A 19360-nucleotide genomic window follows, 5' to 3' on the forward strand; every position below is an offset into this window, starting at 1 on the left:
CGATCAAGCTGAGACCCACGTGCTCCACGGCATGTTCCAGTCGCTGAGGCCGTTGCCGGGAGCCACGGTGGCCTTGTCCGCGGAGTTCTTGACAATCACGACGTCGCCAGTCATCGAGTTGTCGAAGAACCATGCGGCGGGCTGCCTGCCGTCGTCCGCGTTCCTGACGTCCTGCAGGCCGACACAGCCGTGGCTGGAGTTGACCTTGCCGAAGACCGAGTCGCCACCCCAGTAGTTGCCGTGGATGAACGTGCCCGAGTCGGTCAGGCGCATGGCGTGCGGCACGGCCTCGATGTCGTAGGAGGGCTTGCCGTCCTTCTCGGTGAGGCCGACGGACGCACCGTTCATACGGATGTGCCGGTACTTCTCGGAGATGACCATCCGACCGTTGTACGTCGGATGCTCGGCGCTGCCGGCCGAGATGGGTATGGTCTTGATCGTCTTGCCGTTTCGCACGACGGACATCTGCTTCGTCGCGGCGTCGACAGTGCTGATCTGGCTCCGGCCGATCGTGAACGTGACCGTCTTCTGGATGCCGTCACGGCTCATCGTGACGGTGACGGTGGAGCCGGGCTTCCAGTAGTGCTCGGGGCGGAAGTCCAGCCGAGTGTCGCCGAGCCAGTGACCGACGACCTGCTGGCCGCTGCTGGAGGTGACCTTGATCCTCGACTTCACTGCGGCCTTGTCGCCGATCGCCTTGTCGAAGTTGAAGGTCACGGGCATGCCCACGCCGACAGTCGAGCCGTTCTCGGGGGAAAGGTGCCCGAGGAAGTCGTTGGCCGGGGAGACCGTGGAAATCGCGGCGTTTTCGCTGGCGGGGCGCCCCTTGGCGTCCTCGGCCTCCGCGGCGACCTGATAGCGGGTGGCCTGCTCCAGCGGGCCGCTCGGTGACCAGGACGTACCGTCCGCGGACAGCGTGCCCGCGACCTCGGCGCCGGTCGCGATGGCCGTCATGGTCACCTTGGTGAGCCTTCCGTCACCGACAGTGACATGCACGGGGCCGTCGACTGGGACGCCGTGGGCCCCGCCGGGCGTGATCTCTATTCGGGCGTCGGACGCATCCTGGGCATCCTCCCCCTGGGCCTGCGCCTGCGTTTCCGACTGAGCCCCGGTGTCGCCGGTGGCGGCGTAGCCGGTACCGGCCAGGGCCGAGACCACGAGAGCCGCGGCCGAAGCCGTCAGCACGGCGCCTCGCTTGCGTGCGGTAATCAAAAAAACTCTCCCAGGCACTGATCGTCGAGTCCCCGGCCAAAAGGCAGGGGGGTTCAGTCCACAGTGGGATATTTTTACTCATTAGTCCGTTTCGCTGGGTCAATTGTGACGGATTTCATGTGATACGCGCGTGACATCGAACCCCCGCGCAACCGCCGAGACGACGCAATCGATCCACCCACCCCTCCCAGCGCCGGGCTCACGGCGATACGTCCAGGGATGACCGGATTGATCGATGCTCTCCCCCTGCCCTGCAGGGCTCCAACCCGGGCTCTGCAGGGCAGAGGCGCACCGTCCTGATCGTCGATGGCACCGGCTTGCTGAGGAAGGGGGTGCGTTGGGCCGGGGCCCAGCGGCAGTAGTCCGGCACCGCTGGCCGCACCGAGAACTGCCAGATCGGCATCTTCCTCGCCTATGCCTCCGATCGGGACCGCGCAGAGATAGAGCTTGCCCTCGCCGGTGGCGTGTTCGGTGATGTCGGTGAGCCAGAGCTGGTTCGGGCCGGTCGCGGTGAAGGTCCGGTTAACCAGGTCGTCGTGGACCGGCGGGTCCGCCCCCTTGGCCCGGCCCCGTTTCTCGCCGAACACGCTCTACCACCGGTAGTCCCGGCAGATCCGCCACGCGGTCCGGTCGGACACCTGTCGGCCCCGGCGTCGCGGGCCTAGTCGGCCAGGAAGCGGTAACCGAACTCCGGGTCGTCGCGATGGGCGGCGAACAGCGCGTGCGCGCGATGGGCCTCGGCGAGCTCGGCTGCGGTCACCGGGTCGTCGAGCCAGCGGTAGTAGGGCTGTCTGGCGAACTTCAGCACCCGGCACGTCACCGTGACGGGCACCCCGGCGCCGGCCAGCTCCTTCACGAGCGGGTATATCCCTTTCCCGGCAGGTTCGCCTGCGACAGATAGGCCGCCGCCCGCCGCAGGACCTCGTTCTCCTGCTCCAGCAACTTGATCCGCCGACGCGCTTCCCGCAGTTCCGCGCTCTCCTGGCTCGTCGTCCCCGGCTTCACACCGTCGTCGATGTCCGCGCGGCGCATCCACTTACACAACATCATCGCGTGGACGCCGAAATCGGCGGCCACCTGCTCGACCGTGACGCCCGGACCGCAGTTCCTCGCGACCCGCACGACGTCCTCGCGGAACTCCTGGGGATAGGGCTTGGGCACAGCGACATCCTTCCCACCTGCCATACAGGGCAAGCCAGTTCAGATGTCACCCGATCGTGCGGCAGACCCATCGAACAGTCACAGAAGTTGAACGCGCTCAACTCCTTTGGCAGGATGATCGCCTGCTGGCCTGCGGCGCGGACTGACCGGGGGCGTGTCGTGTAGGTGAGGGGAAGCCATGCGCGGTATGAGGGGGCGGATCTGTGCAGCTGCCCGGGGTGGGATGGTGCCAGCAGGCGTGCTCGCTGCCTTGATGCTGGCCACCGGGTGCATGTGGCAGCAGCAGGAGCTGGCTCGGGCTGAGATCACGGGGACCTGGTCCAGTGGCGATGCCGGGACCCTCCGCTTCGAGGCCGATGGCACCGTTGTTGTGACCGGGCTTGTCGTGTACGGCAGTGACGGCGAGAAGGTGTCGGAGTGTAGCGGCTCCGGCGAGTGGGGGGTGTATCCCGACGACAAGGCAACGCATGAGTCGTTGTACACCACCATCTGCGACGGCAACCCGTGGGAATTCGGCGGCTCGAAGGAGCACCCCAAGATGCGGCGGCTGGTCGGTGATCCTCAGGACGGGAGGTACCAGACCCTCAACCGCGAGGAGCGTTAGAATCCCGGCGCAACTGACTCACGGCACACCTAGCTTATCCCTGACTGGCTTAGAGGTCCTAACAGAAGCTGTTGATCATGTGACTTTCGGCTTTGGCGGTCGTTGGTCTGGTCGTGGGGAAGCGTCAGTCGCCGTGGATCGTTTCGGATGAACTGTGGTCGCTCATCGAGCCGTTGCTGCCTGAGCCGGCGCCGAAGCTGGTCGATGGCAGACCGCGGGTTCCGGACCGGCAGGCCCTGTGCGGGTCCTGTTCGTGCTGCACACCGGGATCCAGTGGGAGTACCTGCCCCAGGAGCTGGGCTTCGGCTCGGGCATGACCTGCTGGCGGCGCCTGACTGCGTGGAACGAGGCCGGCGTGTGGGACGAACTGCACCTGGTGCTACTGCAGAAGCGGCGGTCGAAGGACAAGCCGGACTGGTCGCGGGCGGTGATCGACTCTTCCCACGTGCGGGCCGCTCGGCGGGGCTCAAGAGCGGACCAACCCGGTCGACCGCGCACGGCCGGGCAGCAAGCACCACGTCGTCACCGACGCCCAGGGCATCCCGCTCGCGGTGTCGCTGACCAGCGGAAACGCAACGACGTCACGCAGTTGCTGCCTCTGCTGGACAAGATTCCATCGGTGGCGGGAGTCGTCGGGCGGCCTCGACACACCCCCGATGCCCTGCTCGCCGACCGCGGATACGACCACGACAAATACCGTCGTCTGCTCTGGCAGCGCGGCATCCGCCCCGTCATCGCCGAACGAGGCGTGGAACACGGCTCCGGCCTGGGCATCTTCCGCTGGGTGGTCGAGCGCACGATCGCCTGGCTACACGGCTTCCTACGGTTACGGATCCGCTGGGAACGACGCGACGACATCCACGAAGCCGTCCTCGGCCTCGCCACCTGCCTGATCACCCACCGACCCGTCCGACACCTTAGGACCTCTTAACGCCTTCCAGATCGCCTTCGAAGGACGCCTCACCCCCACCACCAGCCACTGAACCTCAACAACCAAGATCAGCCGTTGACGGGACACACCCTTGACGGCCCGTCCGTGGTCTCGCCTACCGGCCTACGCCGACGCCGTTCACCGCTCTCTGCCCGCCGCGGCCCGGGGCGCCGACCGATGGCATCTCTGGCACAACGTCCACGGAGCCACTCCGGAATGAGCCGGTCCGGGCCTTCGACGGCATGGTGCGCGCCGCCCCCGGAGATCCGGCGCCATTGCTTGCAGGGGCAGGATCTACTGGAGTTCGCTGAACCGCTCGGTGGCGCGCGTACGTCCGGCGACGATGACGGTGTCGTTCGCCTCCACGACGGTCTCGGGGGTGGCGTAGGTGAAGCCTTCACCGGGGCGTTTGATCGCCACGACGGTGACGCCGAAGCGGGAGCGGACGGCGCTCTCGGCCAGGGGAAGGCCGATGATGTCTGCGGGGGGCTGAGTCTTGACCATGGCGAAGTCGTCCTCGAACTCGATGTAGTCGAGCATGCGGCCCCGTACGAGGTGGGCGACGCGCTGCCCCATGTCGTGCTCGGGGTAGACGACGTGATGGACGCCGAGTTGGGTGAGAATGCGGCCGTGGGCCTCGCTGATGGCCTTGGCCCAAACGTTCTCTATACCGAAGGAGATCAGCAGCGAGGCGGTGAGGATACTGGCTTCGAGATCGGTGCCGATGGCCACGACGGCACGGTCGAACTCGTGGACACCCAGCTGGCGCAGAGCGTCCTCCTTCGTCGAGTCGGCCCGCACGGCGTGGGTGAGCGACCCGGCAAGGGCCTGAACCACTTCGGCGTTCTCGTCGATGCCGAGGACCTCGGTGTCCTCGTCGATGAGCTCCAGGGCCAGTGCACGGCCGAAGCGGCCCAGGCCGATGACGACGACGGAGCCTCGCATTCCCCTACGGCGCTTCCCGGGGGCGGGTTTCCTAGCCAATGATGGGTCTCTCCTCGGGGAGGTCGTACAGGCGGTGGCGGCTGCGCAGGGCAAGCGCGGAGGCGACGGTGATGGGGCCGAGCCGGCCGATGAACATCAGCGCGATCAGCAGCAGTTGCAGCCCGGGGGCCAGATCGGCGGTGATGCCCGTGGAGAGGCCGACGGTGGCGAACGCGGAAGTGACCTCGAACAGTGACTCGTCCAGGCTGTGATCGGAGAAGACCATGAAGGTCACGGTGGTGACGGCGACGGCCGCCACGGACAGCAGGACCACGGTGAGGGCCTGACGCTGGATCTCCCCGGGCAGGCGGCGGTGGAAGATGTTGACCGCACCCTCCCCGCGGATCTCGGCGTATATGACGAAGAACAACACGGCGAAGGTGGTCACCTTGATGCCGCCGGCGGTTCCCGCGCTCGCGCCGCCGATGAACATCAGCACGTCGGTGCCCAGCCAGCTCGCCGGGTTCATCTGGGAGGTGTCGATGCTGTTGAAGCCGGCCGTACGTGGCATGACTCCCTGGAAGAAGCCGGCCAGCAGCTTTCCCGGGGCGTCCAGCGGTCCCAGGGTGGCCGGGTTGGTCCACTCGAGCGCGGTGATGAAGGCGCTGCCGCCGACCAGGAAGACGCCGGTGGCCCACAGCACGATCTTGGTGTGCAGCGTCCAGCCGCGCGGCTTGCGGAACCGACGACGCAGCTCGAACAGAACGGGGAAGCCGAGTCCGCCGGCGATGACGGCCAGCGCGACGGGCAGGCAGATCCACGGATCGGTGACGAAGCCCATCAGGTTGTCGGAGTACAGCGCGAAACCGGCGTTGTTGAACGCCGAGACAGCGTGAAAGAGACCCAGCCATGCAGCTCGTGGCCAGGGCTCGTCATAGGCGAGCGCGAACCGCAGGGCCAGCACCACGGCGGTGACGGCCTCCAGCAGGAGGCTGACCTTGACGACACCGGTCACGACCGAGCGGACGTCTCCGAGTCCGAGCGTCTTGGTCTCCGCAGCGGCTGTCATGCGTGCTTTGAGGCCCATGCGGTTGGAGACCAGCAGCACCAGGAGGGAGGCGAAGGTCATGATGCCGAAGCCGCCCACCTGAATGAGCCCCAGGACGACCGCCTGCCCGAATCCGGTCCAGTACTCGGGTGTGTCCACCACGGTCAGGCCGGTCACACATACCGCAGAGGTAGAGGTGAACAACGCCTCCAGCACACCGGCACCACCGGGCCCCACCTTGGCCATCGGCAGCATGAGCAGGCCCGTCCCGGCGGCGATCGCTGTGGCGAAGCCGGCCACGACCGCCTGCGCCGGATGGCGAAGACGCGGCCACCGGGGCGTCACCACTTCATGTCCTCCGCCCTCAGGGCGATCATCACCATTGTTCGCACGCGAAGACGATAGACAACCCTGATGCCGTTCTCGACACGAGGTCCTGCCGTCTGCTCTCTGCCACGTCCCAGGGCTGCCCCGTAGAGCGGCTGCTGGACGGATCACCGGTGACCGGACACGGGGGTGAATGCGGACCGCGGCTCACCGTTGCGGTCGCGAAAGGATGGAGGTGTCGCCCTCGTACTCACTCGACGCGGCCTTGTCGGCTCGATGAGGCGAGTCGGGGCCGCCGGCGACACCGCGGCGATGGAGAGGTTCTTCGCACTCCTGCAGAAGAACATGCTCGAACGCCACGCCTGCGCCACTCGCCAGGAGTGGCGCGCCCCCGATCCTCGCCTGGATCGACCGGTCCCACCCCCGGCGCAGACGGCAACGACGTCTGAGCCGAGTGCCCTCCGTCGAGTGCGAGGCCGTCATTGCCCCGTTCGCAGCCCTGGATGCATAGGCCCCGCCGTCGCCCGATCATGCAGCAGACCGAACAGCGCCGTTCTGCCGCGGTGACGGTCCGGCAGGGGAATATGCGTTGCCCCGGATGCTGCCGTGGTGAAGGCTGGCACGCAGGAGGCGTTGCAAGTGACCGATGTGGTGTTGAGCTTGGCTGTGCGCGATCTGACGCATGCAGATCTGGCGTCGCTTGCCTGGGCAGGTACTCCTCGGCATCTCGCGCGCGTCGCGGAGCAGTTGAAGCGCGTACAGTCTCGCGAAGTGGACTATCTGGCCGTCTGTGCGTTCCGTGATGTTCCGATCGCCAAGGGCGGCGTCGACTACGGAGTCAAGGATGGCGTGGGCACGCTCTGGCAACTGGCGGTCCATCCCGCGCTGCAGTCCTGCGGCATCGGCAGCATCCTCATCGCGGGTGCGGAACAGCGCATCAGGGACCGGAGGCTGCGGTACGCGGAGCTGAGTGTCGAGGACGGCAACTCGCGTGCTCGTGCGCTCTACGAGCGACTCGGATACGTTGCCTACAGCCATCTGCCCGACGCGTGGGACGAGCAGGCACCCGACGGGACAGTGCATCGCTACGAAACGATGTGCACGTTGATGCGCAAGGAATTGGCGTAGCGAGAGGGCTCGCTGCGTGGCAGCCGTTCGCAGGTGACCGGCTTCCGACCCTCCGAGGCATTGGGCGATCCGCCCGTGTTCGAGGGGGTCCTGCCGAGCGTGGTTGCGTCCGCACACCGCTCAGGGTTGGTTGTGGCGGCATTTGGTTGTGGTGGCAGCACAACACCCGGGATCACCAGCAGAGCTGAGGGCAGCCCGTACTCGGCGTGCACAGACCGGTCCCGGGGTATGCCGCCGCGTCAGGGCACGTAAGACCGTGTGCGGACCAAGGGCCGCGTGTCACCCAATCGAGCGAATCGGGATCTTCCGGCCAAGCCGACCCGCCCGCAGCGTCGGAGCTATCGGTGAGGGCCCGCGGAGAGCAGGGGCGTCGGCCGCGACAAGACGTCGCACGCCGCACTCCCGCATCTCCGGAGAGGGCCGAGATCTCCAGTCCACCGCCGCTGACGGGGCGGCGCGGACTGGACGTCCCCGTGACCATCGCGTTCACGGGGACCAGTGCGGGCGGCGGCTTCGGCACCGCCGCCCGCACTGTCGCCACGGGCCCGAACCGCTGAGCTGCACCTCGACGTGCCCCGGGCGAGACGCGCATGCATCCGGGCGGCGAGCGTTCTGCTGAACCGCCCACGTCACAGGCCACTTGCACATGTATTGCGATAGTGGACCGATTCCCCGGACAGCCTAAGGAACGCCACCGTGTCGGCATCGGAATCCGAGGCTCCGATCGAGCTACATCCACGGCTCCCACCTGGCGTTTCCCTGTCAGGTCACCCTCCGCGCCGAGACGTTGGCCACGATCGCGCGGCACGGCCGGGGTACCGATCGTGCTTTCCTGCCGCTGCGCAGTGCTTGCGTGGTGATGTGTCTCCGGCCGGCATTCCCCGTTGCCTTTCATGCCGTCCTGGACAGTGCGAGTCCGCTCGCCGCGGTGCCGACCGTCAAGCCACCTCCCCATCACTCCATCCGATCGCCCCTCAGGTCGGCGGGTGGAGTTCGCTTCCGGAAGGAACCCTGTGAAGGCAACGACCACCAGGCCCCGTTCGCGACGGGCCCTGGACCACTCCCTGCTCGCGCTCGGCACCGGCGCGCTCGCGACCGCGGTGAGCATCGTGAGCCTGGCGCCCGGCGTCAGTCAGGCCTCGAGCCACCGCGAGGCACCGCTCATCGCCGGCGACCCCCGCGCGGACAACACCGACGTCTACGCGTTCACCAGCCGCGACAAGACAGACAGCGTCACCTTCGTCGCGAACTGGATCCCCTTCGAGGAGCCCAATGGCGGTCCGAACTTCTACGCCTTCGCGGACGACGCCCGCTACAACATCAAGATCGACAACGATGGTGACGGGAAGGCGGACGTCACCTACACCTGGCGCTTCCGCAACTTGATCCGGGACGCGGCCAACCAGTTCCTCTACAACACCGGCCAGGTCACCTCGCTCACCGACCCGGATCTCAACTTCCGCCAGGTGTACGACCTGGTCGTCACCAAGCACGGCCGCAGCAGGACCATCAAGTCGAACGTGCCGGTGGCGCCGTCGCGGGTGGGTCCCGCCTCCATGCCGAACTACGGCGCGCTGCGGAACCAGGCCGTGCGCCCGCTCCCCGGTGGCGGCAAGACGTTCGCCGGTCAGGCCGACGACCCCTTCTTCGCGGATCTGCGGGTCTTCGATCTGCTCTACGGCGGCAACCTGTCCGAGCGGGGCCAGGACACCCTGGCCGGATACAACGTGAACTCCGTGGCCCTGCAGATCCCCAAGAAGGAACTCGCCCTCAGAGGCAACGCCTCACGCAACCCGGTCATCGGCGTGTGGTCCACGACCGACCGCAAGGGTGTCCAGATCTCCGACTCCCGCACCCGGCACGACAGGTGGCGCCAGGTGTCCCGTCTGGGCAACCCGCTGGTCAACGAAGTCGTCGTCCCGCTGAAGTACAAGGACGCCTTCAACACGCTCAACCCGGACCAGGACCGCACCGTCAAGCCCGTGGTGGCCAAGGTCTACGACCCGATCCTGCCCAAGCTGATCCAGAAGGTCTACGGGGTCCCCGCGCCCGCCGCTCCGCGCAACGACCTCGCCGAGATCTACCTCACCGGCATCTGCAAGGCGTGCGGCCCCATCAAGGCCGACCTCAACGCCCACCGGCTGAACAAGGACGCCAACGCGCGGCGCATCGTCCCCGCCGAGGAACTGCGCCTCAACATGGCCGTGCCCCCCACCGCCAACCCCCAGCGGTACGGAGTCCTGGCGGGTGACCTGGCCGGCTTCCCCAACGGACGTCGCCTCACCGACGACGTCATCGACATCTCTCTCCAGGCCGTCGAGGGTGCGGTCCAGACCGGCAAGCTCGTGCCCGCGCTGGCCGACGGCGACAAGGTCGACGCCAACGAGGTGCCCTTCGGCACGTCGTTCCCCTACCTCGCCCTGCCGCACTCCAAGTCCGTGAACAGCGGACCCGGTGCCAACGACACTCGCCAGTCGTCGCTGAAGACCCCCAGCGCTGCCGGTGCAGGCGTTCTGGGCTCCCTGATGCTGGGCGTGGGCGGCTGGCGGCTGCGTCGCCGGAACAAGTCCAGCTGACGCCTCCCGGCACGAGGTATCTCGCCGGTGACCGGCCCGCCGCGGCGGGCCGGTCACCGGCTCATCAGCAGGGAGCCACCATGCGCACCACCACGCTCGAACGATCATCCCCACCTGATCGGTCGCCATCACGCCACCCGATGCGCAGCGCCGTCATCGCGCTGGCACTCGGCGCCACCTTGTTCACCGCCGGCGCCATCGGCCTCGCCCCCGACGCCGGCACCACAGGAGCAACCGCCTCCCACCCGGCCCCGGCCAGAGGTTCCATCCCCGCGCTTCAGGCCCGCGTGAAACACGTGCCCCAGGACGCCGCCTCGTGGGCGGCCCTGGGCATGGGCTACGTCCAGCAGGCCCGCACCACCGCCGACCCCGCGACCTACGACCGGGCCGAATCGGCACTACGCCGATCGCTGGCCGTACAACCCGACGACAACCTCAACGCCGAGATCGGCATGGGGGCGCTCGCGGCGGCCCGCCACGACTTCGCCACCGCGCTCGACTGGGCCCGGCAAGCCACCGGGACCGATCCCTACAACCCCGTCGCCTACGGCGTCCTCGCCGACGCCTACACCCAACTCGGCCGGTACCCCGAGTCCTACCGAGCCGTGCAGCGCATGAACGACCTGCGACCCGACGCGTCGGCCCTCGCCCGCGCCTCCTACACCTTCGAACTGCGCGGCGACACCGACCAGGCAGTCGCCCTCATGCGGAGGTCACTCAACGCCGCCTCCACCACCGGGGAACGCTCGTTCGCTCACACCGTGCTGTCCGGCCTCGCCCTGCAGGCCGGTGACGCCCGCCAGGCGCTGAGGGAGGCCGAGACGGGACTGCGCACCGCGCCACGGGACTCAGCCCTGCACGAAGCCCGCGCACGTGCCGAGGCGGCCCTGGGAATGACGCGGCAGGCCATCGACGACTTCGAGGCGGCGATCGCCGTCGCCCCCCTTCCCCACTACCTTCTCGGGCTCGGCGAACTCCAGCAGTCCCTGGGCCACAAGGAACAGGCGTCAGCCCAGTACGCCGTCCTGCGAGGACAGGAAGCGATCCGGCAGGCCGGCACCACGCCCGCGGACACCGACGCGATCCTCTTCGAAGCCGACCACGGCGACCCCGAGCGAGCCGTCGAGATGGCCCAGACAGCTCTCACGTCACGCCCGTTCATCGCCGTCCACGACGCCTGCGCCTGGGCCCTGCACCGTGCTGGACGCGACCGTGCGGCCCTCGACCAGGCAAACCAGGCCCTCGCCCTCGGAACCCGCAGCGCGCTCTACCGCTACCACCGCGCGGTCATCCGGCACTCCCTCGGCGACGACGTCGCAGCGCGTTCCGACCTCGAAGCGGCCCTGCGCACCGAACCGCACTTCCATCCCCTGCACGCGGTCACCGCGCGTGCCCTGCTCCAGCGGATCGACCACACTCCATGACCCACACCATGCACCGCGCAGCACTGACAGCGGCGTCGGTCGCTCTGGCCGCCGCAGGCGGCGTCTCCCCCGCGCTCGCAGCCCCCGCACACCCATTGGGCAACTTCACCGTCAACTACCACACCGGTCTGAGCCTCTTCCCCGAGCGTCTCGACGCCCTGGTCGTCGTGGACCGCGCGGAGATCTCGACGCTCCAGGAACGCTCCGTCGTCGATGCCGACCACGACGGAGCGGTCTCGAACGGCGAGAGACGCACGTACGCCGAAGCCGGCTGCGCGAGGCTGGGCCGCCAACTCCACGCCAGCGTGGAGGGACACCCCATCGACTGGGAAGCAGCGTCGGCGGGCCTGACCTACGAAGCCGGTGAGGCGGGCCTCAAAACCAGCCGCCTCACCTGCAGGTACACAACAGCGGCCAACCTCTCGCGGCCCGCCGACATCGACCTGCGTACCACCTACGACACGCAGCGCATCGGCTGGCGCGAGATGACCGTCCAGGGCCATGGCGTCCGGGCCACCGGTAGCAGTCTGCCCTCGCTCTCCCCCACGGACGAACTGCGTCACTACCCCCGCGACCCAGCGGCCGGCCCGCTCGACCAGCGCAGCACCCACCTGCACACCACTCCCGGTGACGGCACCGTCGCTGCCCCCGACGCTACAGCGCCGGCCGGGACCGGCTGGTTCAACCAGGTCCTCGGAAGGACCGCGTCCCTGTTCGACTCGCTGGTCGGCTCCCGCGAACTCACCGTGCCCATCGGGCTGCTGGCCGTGCTGCTCGCCCTGATCCTCGGGGCCTCACACGCACTCCTCCCGGGACACGGCAAGACCATCATGGCCTCCTACCTCGCGGGACGCCGCGGAACCCGACGCGACGCCGTCACCGTCGGAGCCACCGTCACCCTCACCCACACGGCGGGGGTACTCGTCCTCGGACTCGCGCTCCCCGCCGCCACCCACCTGGCCGGTGAGACAGTCCTGAACTGGCTCGGGGCAGCGAGCGGTGTGATCGTCACAGGTATCGGCCTGTGGCTCCTCACCTCAGCCCTGCGCAACCGGCCCCAGCAGGGCCACCACCATCACGGCGTCGGACACCACCACCATCACGGCAGCCACGGGCAGCACCATCACGGTCACGGTCACGGTCACGGCGATCATGCGCCTCACGACCACGGCCACGCACCCGACCTCCATGACGGTCGGCCGTCGGGGCGGCTCGGCCCACAGTCGGGGGTCGCCGGCGTGGCCATCCTCCAGAAGCCTCCGAGCGACACGGCCACCCCTCCGGATCACCACCACGGCCTCAGCCCCGGCCGTACCGGCCGAGGCGGGCTCATCGGGATGGGTATCGCCGGCGGACTCGTTCCCAGCCCGTCGGCACTCGTCGTCCTCCTCGGCGCGGTGGCACTGGGGCGGACTGCTTTCGGCGTGCTCCTGGTCATCGCCTACGGCCTCGGCATGGCGGCAACGCTCACTCTCGTCGGGCTCCTCCTGGTGCGCCTGCGGGAACGGATCGAAGCTCGCCTCCGATCTCCTTCCGGCATCCGCCATCGGGCCGTTCAAGTACTGACCCGCATCGGTCCCCCGGCGACAGCACTCCTGGTCGTGATCGTCGGCCTTGGCCTTACCTTTCGTGCATTGTCGGCCTGACCTGCTCGGCGCCTGCTCGGGCCGATCCTTGCCCCGCCTGCGGTGACCTCGCCTCTGATCCGATCCGGTGGCCCGGACCATTGACCCCCGGGCGCCCACCCGTCTGCCGACGCCGAAGGCCGGCACGGCAGCCCTGAGGGGACGGCGTTCGAACGCGGCACCTCCCCCATGACCTGCGAGTCGAGGCCCACACACAGCCGCGGGCGTCTTCGGTCCAAGCCGGTCTTCTTCCGTTCCGACGCGGCGCGCATCCGTTCACGGATTCCCACCCGAAGATTTTTTGTCTCTCTTCACACCATTCGATACATAATGTTCCGCGCTCCATCGAAAGGAAGCCGACATGATCGTGAAAAGGCTGCACGACGCGGGGGTCACGAGCGAGCACGCCTACCTGGCGGCCTCCGCGTCCATCGGACTGTCCCTCGTGTCGTGGCTGACCTCCAGCAGGACGGAGAACGTCGAGCGCGCCGACCGCTGGGGCATCTTCGTCGGCGAGTGGGCTCCCACCTTCTTCGCCCTCGGCCTCGCACTCGCCAACTACGAGCAGCGCGACGAGGGCTCGGGACCCACCACAACGTGACGGCCCAGAACACGAGGCGCCGCGGCCCTCGGCGGGCGCGGACGGCGCACTCCGCTGCGCCTGGCCCCGCGGCGCCTCGGTGCGGATGGCCAGGCCACCGGGCCCAACATGCGGGCACCGTCCGGCACAACGCGCGCCGCGCCGGGCTCGTCCGGCCGCAGCCCTCGGACGGCGGCCGGACGAGTTCGACGTGCCCGAGCGCCATCCGAACGGAAAGCCGACGGCTAGGCACGCGTGCTTGCGCATCCATCGCACTGCCGCCTCCCGAAGACGGCTGCGGAGGCACACATGGAACAGTCCGACTTCCTTCGGCGAAACTCCGTCGCGCTGGTGTACGCCCGGTGCGAACGGTGCGGCTACATGGGCCGGGTGATCGTCGCCGACGAGGACATCGGCGCCGTCTTCGACGAGGCCCGCCAGCACGCCCGCGACCGCCACGCCGGGGGTTCCATGGCGGGCGTCGAGGTCGTGTGGGACGTCCTTCCCTCTCTTTGACCTGCCGCCCCCGACGCCGTGGGCGCTTGGAGTCGCAGCCGGTGGTCGTGCACGGTGTTGTCGACGTCGATGCGCCAGCGCAGGAGCGGATCACCGTGCCATCGCGCGACGCTCATCCGCACCGGCAGCTCCCTCGTGCGCTCCGTGCCGCGCTCGCGGTCCAGTATCAGGGACAGGGGCAGGTCGAGCACCGCGTGGATATCCGGCCTCTCGCACACCGGCGCGGTGGACGTCCGGCAGGACAGCACGCGAGGGCGTCGGTCCGAGGCGGATCGGAATGTACGGGCTTCCCGCTCCGGCCGCCCAGCGGTGGGGCCAACCGCTGGGCGGCACCAGGGCGCGCGCCCGTCGCTGTCCGGGCGCGGCTCAGGCAGTCAGGCCGAGGTAGTCAGGCCGCGTTCGTAGGTGGCGAGTGCCTGGCCGAGCCCGAACCAGGTGGCCGGCCATGTGGCGACGAAGATGCCCCACCGGTCAGCCCGCTCGATGCCCGCCGGCTCGACCTCCAGCGAGGTCACCCACGACGCGACGGACAGGCCGATCGTGAGGCAAGCGATGGAGTTGGCGTGCTCGCTGCGCAGGCCTTTGTCGTACAGGAACTTGATGATCATGGCTCTCCCGGGAGCTCGACGACAACCTTCCCCACACCGTGACCCGGGAACGCCTGACCCGCATCTCGACCTCGATCGAGGGGATGTCGCAGCGATCAGCACGGGAGCGGGCGCAGCAGCCGGGAAGGCGCTCGGAGAGCCGTCCCGCCCGCGAGGGAGATTCGCGGGGCTCCGCGCCGCAGTCAGCACTACGGGTGAGCGACTTTCGTGGCGGCCGGCTCGGGGATCGAGGTGGCGGGGCCCGTAGGTTCCGCCGAACGGCGACCGGGCAGGGCGCCGGCACCGGCGACTCCGGCCAGGCAGATGCAGGCCGCGACGAGGCAGGCGACGTGGAAGCCCCGCATGAAACTCTCCTGCACGGCGTCCAGCAGTTGGCCGGACGCCGTCCCGTCCGAGGCAGCGGTCGCCAGAGCGTGCCCCACCGAGTGCCGACCCGCCTCCAGTTCCGATGCGGGGACCCGCCCGAAGGGCGTGTCGGGCAGGTGGCTGCTGTACAGCGTGGTGAAGATGCTGCCCAGCACGGCGACGCCGAGGGTTCCGCCGGTCTCGCGGGTGGCGTCGTTGACAGCGGATCCGATGCCCGCTTTCGCCGGGGGCAGAACACTGAGGATGGATTCCGTGGCGGGAGCCGTCGTGAGCCCGAGGCCCAGACCCATGAGGATCATCTGGCCGACCACGGTGGCATAGGGCATGAAGGTGGGCGAGAGCGCGATCCAACCGAAGGAGGTGGCCAGCAACGCCAGGCCCGTCATGACCGTGACGCGGGTGCCGGCGTGTGCGGCCAGGCGGACGCCACCGATCGATCCGATGGCGATGGTGACGGCTACCGGAAGGATGCGTGTCCCGGTGGAGAGCGTGCCGTACCCCCTGATGAACTGGAAGTACTGCGTCACCAGGAAGATGAAGCCGAAGAGCGAGAAGAAGGCGAGCGTCACGGCGAGGCTGGCCGCGGAGAAGGCGGGCCGGCGGAAGAGTTGCAGGTCGATCATGGGGGTTCGGCGGCCGCGTTCCACCGTGATGAAGAGGGTGACGAGAAGCGCGCTGGCGGCGAACCCGGCGAGGCTGGCGGGGGCGCTCCAACCGCGACCGGGCGCCTCGATGATCGTGTACACCAGCGTGCCCACGGCGGCGGAGGACAGCAGCAGTCCCCACGGGTCGAGGCGCGCGCTCCGCGCGTCGCGGGATTCGGGCACCCAGATCCAGGCGGCGATGAGACCGGCGGTGGCGGCGGGTACGAGGCCGACGAACACCGCCGGCCAGGTGAATCGGGCCAGGAGGACACCGCCGATGACGGGCCCGACGGCGACTCCGAGACCGGTGACGGCTCCCCACAGCCCTACGGCCTTGGCTCTGTCGCGGGCGTCGGGGAAGGTGTTGGTGATGATCGACAAGGTGGTGGGGAAGATGACGGCGGCGCAGGCGCCCATGAGGAAGCGGATGGCGATCAGAGCCGGGGCGGAGTCCACCAGAGCGCCCCAGGCGCTGCTCACTGCGAACCCCGCCAGGCCCACGAGAAGGGCCGGCCTGCGCCCGAAGCGGTCCCCGAGCGACCCGGCGGTCAGGACGAGGGAGGCGAAGGAAAGATTGTAGGCGTCGACGATCCACTGCAGGTCTCGCGTGGAGGCGTCGAGTTGGCGGCTGAGATCCGGGAGCGCCACGTTGACGATCGTGGTGTCCAGGGTGATCGCGAAGGCCGCCAGACACACCGTCGCGAGGACCAGCCACGGTCGGTGAGTACGTGCGAGAGAGGGCATGGTGCCTCCTACACAATGTTGACGCTGGTAACATGTGTGTGACCGAGACTCTCCCACACCCGGGTGACACTGTCAACATGAGAAGGGCGGCGCCGTGCCAGCGCAGCGCTATCACCACGGAAACCTGCGGCAGGCCCTCGTACAGGCCGGCCTGGAACTCGCACGAGCCGGAGGACCGCAGGCCGTGGTCCTGCGCGCCGTCAGCCGCGAGGCCGGCGTCTCGCACAACGCCGCCTACCGGCACTTCTCCAGCCACGATGCCCTGATCGCCGCGGTTGCCGAGCGCTGCATGGAGAACCTCGGCACCTTGATGCTCAGCCAGCTTTCGGCCGTCGACGAGAGCCGTCCCGTGCCGCGTGCCCGCGCCCGGCTCGACGCACTAGGACGGGCCTATGTGGAGTTCGCGCGTGCCGAACCCGGCTGGTTCACGACCGCGTTCACCGCCACGCACGACGCTCCGGTCCCCACCTCGGAGCTGAACGACGGCGGGCCTCACCCGTTCCGGTTGCTGACAGGGTGCCTCGACGAGCTCGCCGAGACGGGCGCCATTCCCCCGCAACGCCGCCCGGGCGCCGAGTACGCCGCATGGTCGGCCGTGCACGGCCTGAGCCATCTCCTCATCGAGGGCCCCCTGCGCACCCTGCCCGAGGAGGACGTCCGGTTGGCGCTGAACGTCACACTGGACGTGGTCAGCCGGGGCCTGTGAAGCGGGGCTGTTGAGCGACGCTGAAGATGAGCATGAGGGCGACGTGCTGGTTGGCGATGGGATGGGATGAAACGACCCCGGCGGCCGTCAGGCCGCCGGGGTCGTCGTGAACACGGTGTCGGCTTCGTGCTCACTCTGTCGCGTGGGTCTCGGTGATGGCGGTCCGGGTGGAGGACTCGTCGACGATTCCCTTCTCCTCGGCGAAGGCGGCGATGAGGGACTGCCAGGCGATGTTGTTGACCGATCGGGGCAGGCCGCGGCTGGTGAGGTGGATGAGCTCGACGGCGTCGTCGGAGAACAGCGTGTCCTCTCGCCCGGCGATCGTGAGGTGGTGCTTGATGTAGCTGGCGGTCTCCTCCTTCGTCATCGTGGGCATCTGGTAGCTGATCGAGATCCGCTGGTCCAGAGCGGCCAGGACGCCGTGCTTCATCCGCTTGCGGAGGGTTGGCTGACCGATCAGCAACACCGCGAACGGCGTCGTGGAGTCCATGTCGTAGTTGGTGAGCATGCGGATCGCGTCCAGCTCCTGGTGGTCGAGCAGGTGCGACTCATCGATCACCACGGCCGGCGTCCTTCCCCGCTCGTCGACCTCGGCGGCCAGAGCGGCTGACGCCTGGGTGGCGAGAGCGGCCAGGTGGAACTTGGGCGTCCCGCCCAGACTGGTGACAATCCGGTCATAGAGGCCGCGCATGCCGACCTCGGGATTGGGCTGGTAGATGACCGTGAACCGGGCCGGGTCGAGCGAGGCGACGGCACCCTTGAGCGCGACCGTCTTGCCGGATCCGACTTCGCCGGTGACCACGCCGATCGCCCGGTTGTTGATGCACCACGCGATGCGGGCGGCGGCTTCCCGATGGGAGTGGTGCTGGTGCAGCATCGACGGGGCCAGGTTCCGGCCGAACGGGACCCGGGTGAACCCGAAGTACCCCTGAACGCGGTCGATCATCGCGGTCCCCGCCCGTCGTCCATCAGGGACGAGTAGTTGATGCCCTTCGCGGTGTTCGCCGTGTGGGTCTCCTCGAGGATCTTCAGGTAGTCGATTCCAGTCGGCGGGACCGACTCCGGCGGTGTCTCCGGCCTCGCCTTCGGATGGGTATGACGCCCCACCCGATGCGGAACGGCTGTGCCCGCGCTCTTGCCCGAAGTCCTCACCTCGATCTCGGTCAGGTCGAACGGGTCGAAGACCAGCTCGACCTTCATCCCGACCAGCATCGGGTCGACCTCGTAGCTGTTGCCGTGCAGACTGACCGTCGCGGTCTTCGTCACGGTCCGGAACTCCGACCACAGAAACGCCTCCCGAAGATCAGCGGGGCTGGGCAACGGCAGCGGCCGGGGAATCGAACCCAGCCACCGTTCGATCGGAGGCTGCCCCGTCTCCGAGTGCACCGTGCGGTGATAGACCGTCTCCACCCACGCGGTGAAAAGCCTGTTCAGCTCAGCAAGGCTCAATCTGACCGACACGTTCCTCATCGAGCTCGACCAGAAACTGGTCACGAACGGTGCGGAAGAACCGTTCGATCTTCCCCCTGCCCTGAGGCCGTCCCGGCTTGGAATGGGTGAGGCGGACGGCCAAGGACGCGCACGCCCGCAACAGCCACGTGTCCACGAACGCCGACCCGTTGTCGACGTAGATCGACTCCGGGACCCCGCGGGCAGACAGCGCCGGCCGCAGGGCCGCGGCCAGGCGGACGGTGTCCTCCGCGAACCCGAACCGATGTCCCACGATCGCCCGGCTATGGTCGTCGATGAACGCGAACAAGTACGTCTTCCGTCCGCCGATCCTCGGCCCGTGGACAGCGTCCCCGGTCCACAACTCGTTGCCCCGGGTGGCCTCGAACCGCCCGAACACGCTCTTCTCGCTGCCGGTGGCGCCGGTCAGGCCGGCATCGGCGAAGTGCCGCTGCAGCGTTCGGTCGGTCGGCGACCAGCCCTGCGTGGTCCGCAGGATCCGCTGGATCTGCGCGGCCGTGCGGGCAGGGTTCTCCTTCTTCAACGCGGCCGCCAGGTCCAGCACCTCCACCGGGGTCCGCGGGGTGACCTGCCGCTGGGCCGGCACCAACGCGGGAAACCCGCCCGCGCGGTAGTGGCGGGCCCAGCGGTCGAGGGTGCCGCGGGCGACCTTGACCTGCCGGCCGAACGGGTCGGTGTGCTCCTTCGCGGCCAGTTCGCCGGCGAGCTGCCCACGCTGACGTGCCGTGAGCTTCGTGTCGATCAGGTCCTGGATCAAGCCGTAACG

At 68.6% G+C, this 19360-nt stretch carries 19 protein-coding genes and 1 pseudogene; 10 read left to right on the top strand and 10 right to left on the bottom strand.

Annotated elements, in window-relative coordinates; translation table 11 throughout:
* Positions 1 to 3: 3 nt before the first annotated feature.
* Positions 4 to 1212, bottom strand: coding sequence for an Ig-like domain-containing protein (locus tag ACGFS9_RS22665; protein ID WP_393255602.1), 1209 nt, complete (start codon positions 1210 to 1212; stop codon positions 4 to 6).
* A gap of 293 nt (positions 1213 to 1505) precedes the next feature.
* On the opposite strand from ACGFS9_RS22665, the pseudogene ACGFS9_RS22670 reads away from it, so the two are divergent.
* Positions 1506 to 1667 (top strand): annotated as a pseudogene (locus tag ACGFS9_RS22670) (transposase); the annotation flags it as partial.
* Between the two features lie 206 nt (positions 1668 to 1873).
* On the opposite strand, the gene ACGFS9_RS22675 reads toward ACGFS9_RS22670, so the two are convergent.
* Entirely contained in the window at positions 1874 to 2068 is a 195-nt protein-coding gene (locus tag ACGFS9_RS22675) for a hypothetical protein (protein WP_393255603.1), read from the bottom strand.
* A complete protein-coding gene (locus ACGFS9_RS22680) occupies positions 2065 to 2373 on the bottom strand; it encodes a transposase (RefSeq protein ID WP_393255604.1) in 309 nt (102 codons plus the stop codon). Before ACGFS9_RS22680 ends, ACGFS9_RS22675 begins: the two co-directional genes overlap by 4 nt.
* Before the next feature lie 238 nt (positions 2374 to 2611).
* Between ACGFS9_RS22680 and ACGFS9_RS22685 the strand changes: the two genes are divergently transcribed.
* Positions 2612 to 2977 carry a hypothetical protein gene (locus ACGFS9_RS22685; RefSeq protein ID WP_393255605.1) on the top strand — a complete coding sequence of 122 codons (366 nt, stop codon included), beginning with the start codon at positions 2612 to 2614 and terminating at the stop codon, positions 2975 to 2977.
* A 238-nt stretch (positions 2978 to 3215) separates the two neighbouring features.
* The gene (locus ACGFS9_RS22690; RefSeq protein WP_393255606.1) at positions 3216 to 3908 is read left to right on the top strand and encodes an IS5 family transposase; all 693 of its coding nucleotides are present in this window, start codon (positions 3216 to 3218) and stop codon (positions 3906 to 3908) included.
* Positions 3909 to 4202: 294 nt separating this feature from the next.
* On the opposite strand, the gene ACGFS9_RS22695 is transcribed toward ACGFS9_RS22690, so the two are convergent.
* Both ACGFS9_RS22695 and ACGFS9_RS22700 read right to left on the bottom strand, forming a co-directional pair.
* On the bottom strand, positions 4203 to 4853 hold the full coding sequence (locus tag ACGFS9_RS22695; RefSeq protein ID WP_393255607.1) for a potassium channel family protein: 651 nt from the start codon (positions 4851 to 4853) through the stop codon (positions 4203 to 4205).
* 31 nt (positions 4854 to 4884) lie between these two features.
* Positions 4885 to 6225, bottom strand: a complete 1341-nt coding sequence (locus ACGFS9_RS22700) for a TrkH family potassium uptake protein (RefSeq protein WP_393255786.1) — start codon at positions 6223 to 6225, stop codon at positions 4885 to 4887.
* A 591-nt stretch (positions 6226 to 6816) separates the two neighbouring features.
* Here ACGFS9_RS22700 and ACGFS9_RS22705 point away from each other — a divergent pair.
* The 6 genes from ACGFS9_RS22705 (at position 6817) to ACGFS9_RS22730 (ending at position 14056) form a co-directional block, all read left to right on the top strand.
* Entirely contained in the window at positions 6817 to 7335 is a 519-nt protein-coding gene (locus ACGFS9_RS22705; protein WP_393255609.1) for a GNAT family N-acetyltransferase, read from the top strand.
* Between the two features lie 1013 nt (positions 7336 to 8348).
* The gene (locus ACGFS9_RS22710; RefSeq protein ID WP_393255610.1) at positions 8349 to 9911 is read left to right on the top strand and encodes a DUF4331 domain-containing protein; all 1563 of its coding nucleotides are present in this window, start codon (positions 8349 to 8351) and stop codon (positions 9909 to 9911) included.
* Positions 9912 to 9991: 80 nt separating this feature from the next.
* A complete protein-coding gene (locus tag ACGFS9_RS22715; protein ID WP_393255612.1) occupies positions 9992 to 11335 on the top strand; it encodes a tetratricopeptide repeat protein in 1344 nt (447 codons plus the stop codon).
* A complete protein-coding gene (locus tag ACGFS9_RS22720) occupies positions 11332 to 12981 on the top strand; it encodes a nickel/cobalt transporter (RefSeq protein ID WP_393255614.1) in 1650 nt (549 codons plus the stop codon). Before ACGFS9_RS22715 ends, ACGFS9_RS22720 begins: the two co-directional genes overlap by 4 nt.
* A 340-nt stretch (positions 12982 to 13321) precedes the next feature.
* Positions 13322 to 13561, top strand: a complete 240-nt coding sequence (locus ACGFS9_RS22725) for a hypothetical protein (RefSeq protein ID WP_393255615.1) — start codon at positions 13322 to 13324, stop codon at positions 13559 to 13561.
* A gap of 288 nt (positions 13562 to 13849) precedes the next feature.
* Positions 13850 to 14056: a hypothetical protein gene (locus tag ACGFS9_RS22730; protein ID WP_393255616.1), complete on the top strand. Its 207-nt coding sequence runs from the start codon at positions 13850 to 13852 to the stop codon at positions 14054 to 14056.
* A 374-nt stretch (positions 14057 to 14430) separates the two neighbouring features.
* Here the strand turns inward: ACGFS9_RS22730 and ACGFS9_RS22735 are convergent, their stop codons facing one another.
* Together ACGFS9_RS22735 and ACGFS9_RS22740 are read right to left on the bottom strand one after the other, a co-directional pair.
* Positions 14431 to 14664, bottom strand: coding sequence for a hypothetical protein (locus tag ACGFS9_RS22735; protein WP_393255618.1), 234 nt, complete (start codon positions 14662 to 14664; stop codon positions 14431 to 14433).
* Positions 14665 to 14852: 188 nt separating this feature from the next.
* Positions 14853 to 16418 carry an MFS transporter gene (locus ACGFS9_RS22740; protein WP_393255619.1) on the bottom strand — a complete coding sequence of 522 codons (1566 nt, stop codon included), beginning with the start codon at positions 16416 to 16418 and terminating at the stop codon, positions 14853 to 14855.
* A gap of 94 nt (positions 16419 to 16512) precedes the next feature.
* Between ACGFS9_RS22740 and ACGFS9_RS22745 the strand changes: the two genes are divergently transcribed.
* A complete protein-coding gene (locus ACGFS9_RS22745; RefSeq protein ID WP_393255620.1) occupies positions 16513 to 17124 on the top strand; it encodes a TetR/AcrR family transcriptional regulator in 612 nt (203 codons plus the stop codon).
* Positions 17125 to 17254: 130 nt separating this feature from the next.
* Here ACGFS9_RS22745 and ACGFS9_RS22750 read toward each other — a convergent pair whose 3' ends face one another.
* From ACGFS9_RS22750 to ACGFS9_RS22760, 3 genes are all read right to left on the bottom strand, one after another.
* Positions 17255 to 18070, bottom strand: a complete 816-nt coding sequence (locus ACGFS9_RS22750; protein WP_393255622.1) for an ExeA family protein — start codon at positions 18068 to 18070, stop codon at positions 17255 to 17257.
* On the bottom strand, positions 18067 to 18390 hold the full coding sequence (locus ACGFS9_RS22755) for a Mu transposase C-terminal domain-containing protein (protein WP_393255624.1): 324 nt from the start codon (positions 18388 to 18390) through the stop codon (positions 18067 to 18069). The genes ACGFS9_RS22750 and ACGFS9_RS22755 overlap by 4 nt, the downstream gene beginning before the upstream one ends.
* Positions 18391 to 18559: 169 nt before the next feature.
* Positions 18560 to 19351 carry a DDE-type integrase/transposase/recombinase gene (locus tag ACGFS9_RS22760; protein WP_393255626.1) on the bottom strand — a complete coding sequence of 264 codons (792 nt, stop codon included), beginning with the start codon at positions 19349 to 19351 and terminating at the stop codon, positions 18560 to 18562.
* Positions 19352 to 19360: the final 9 nt, after the last annotated feature.

The sequence above is a fragment of the Streptomyces sp. NPDC048566 genome, assembly GCF_043199735.1.
Taxonomy (GTDB): Bacteria; Actinomycetota; Actinomycetes; order Streptomycetales; family Streptomycetaceae; genus Streptomyces.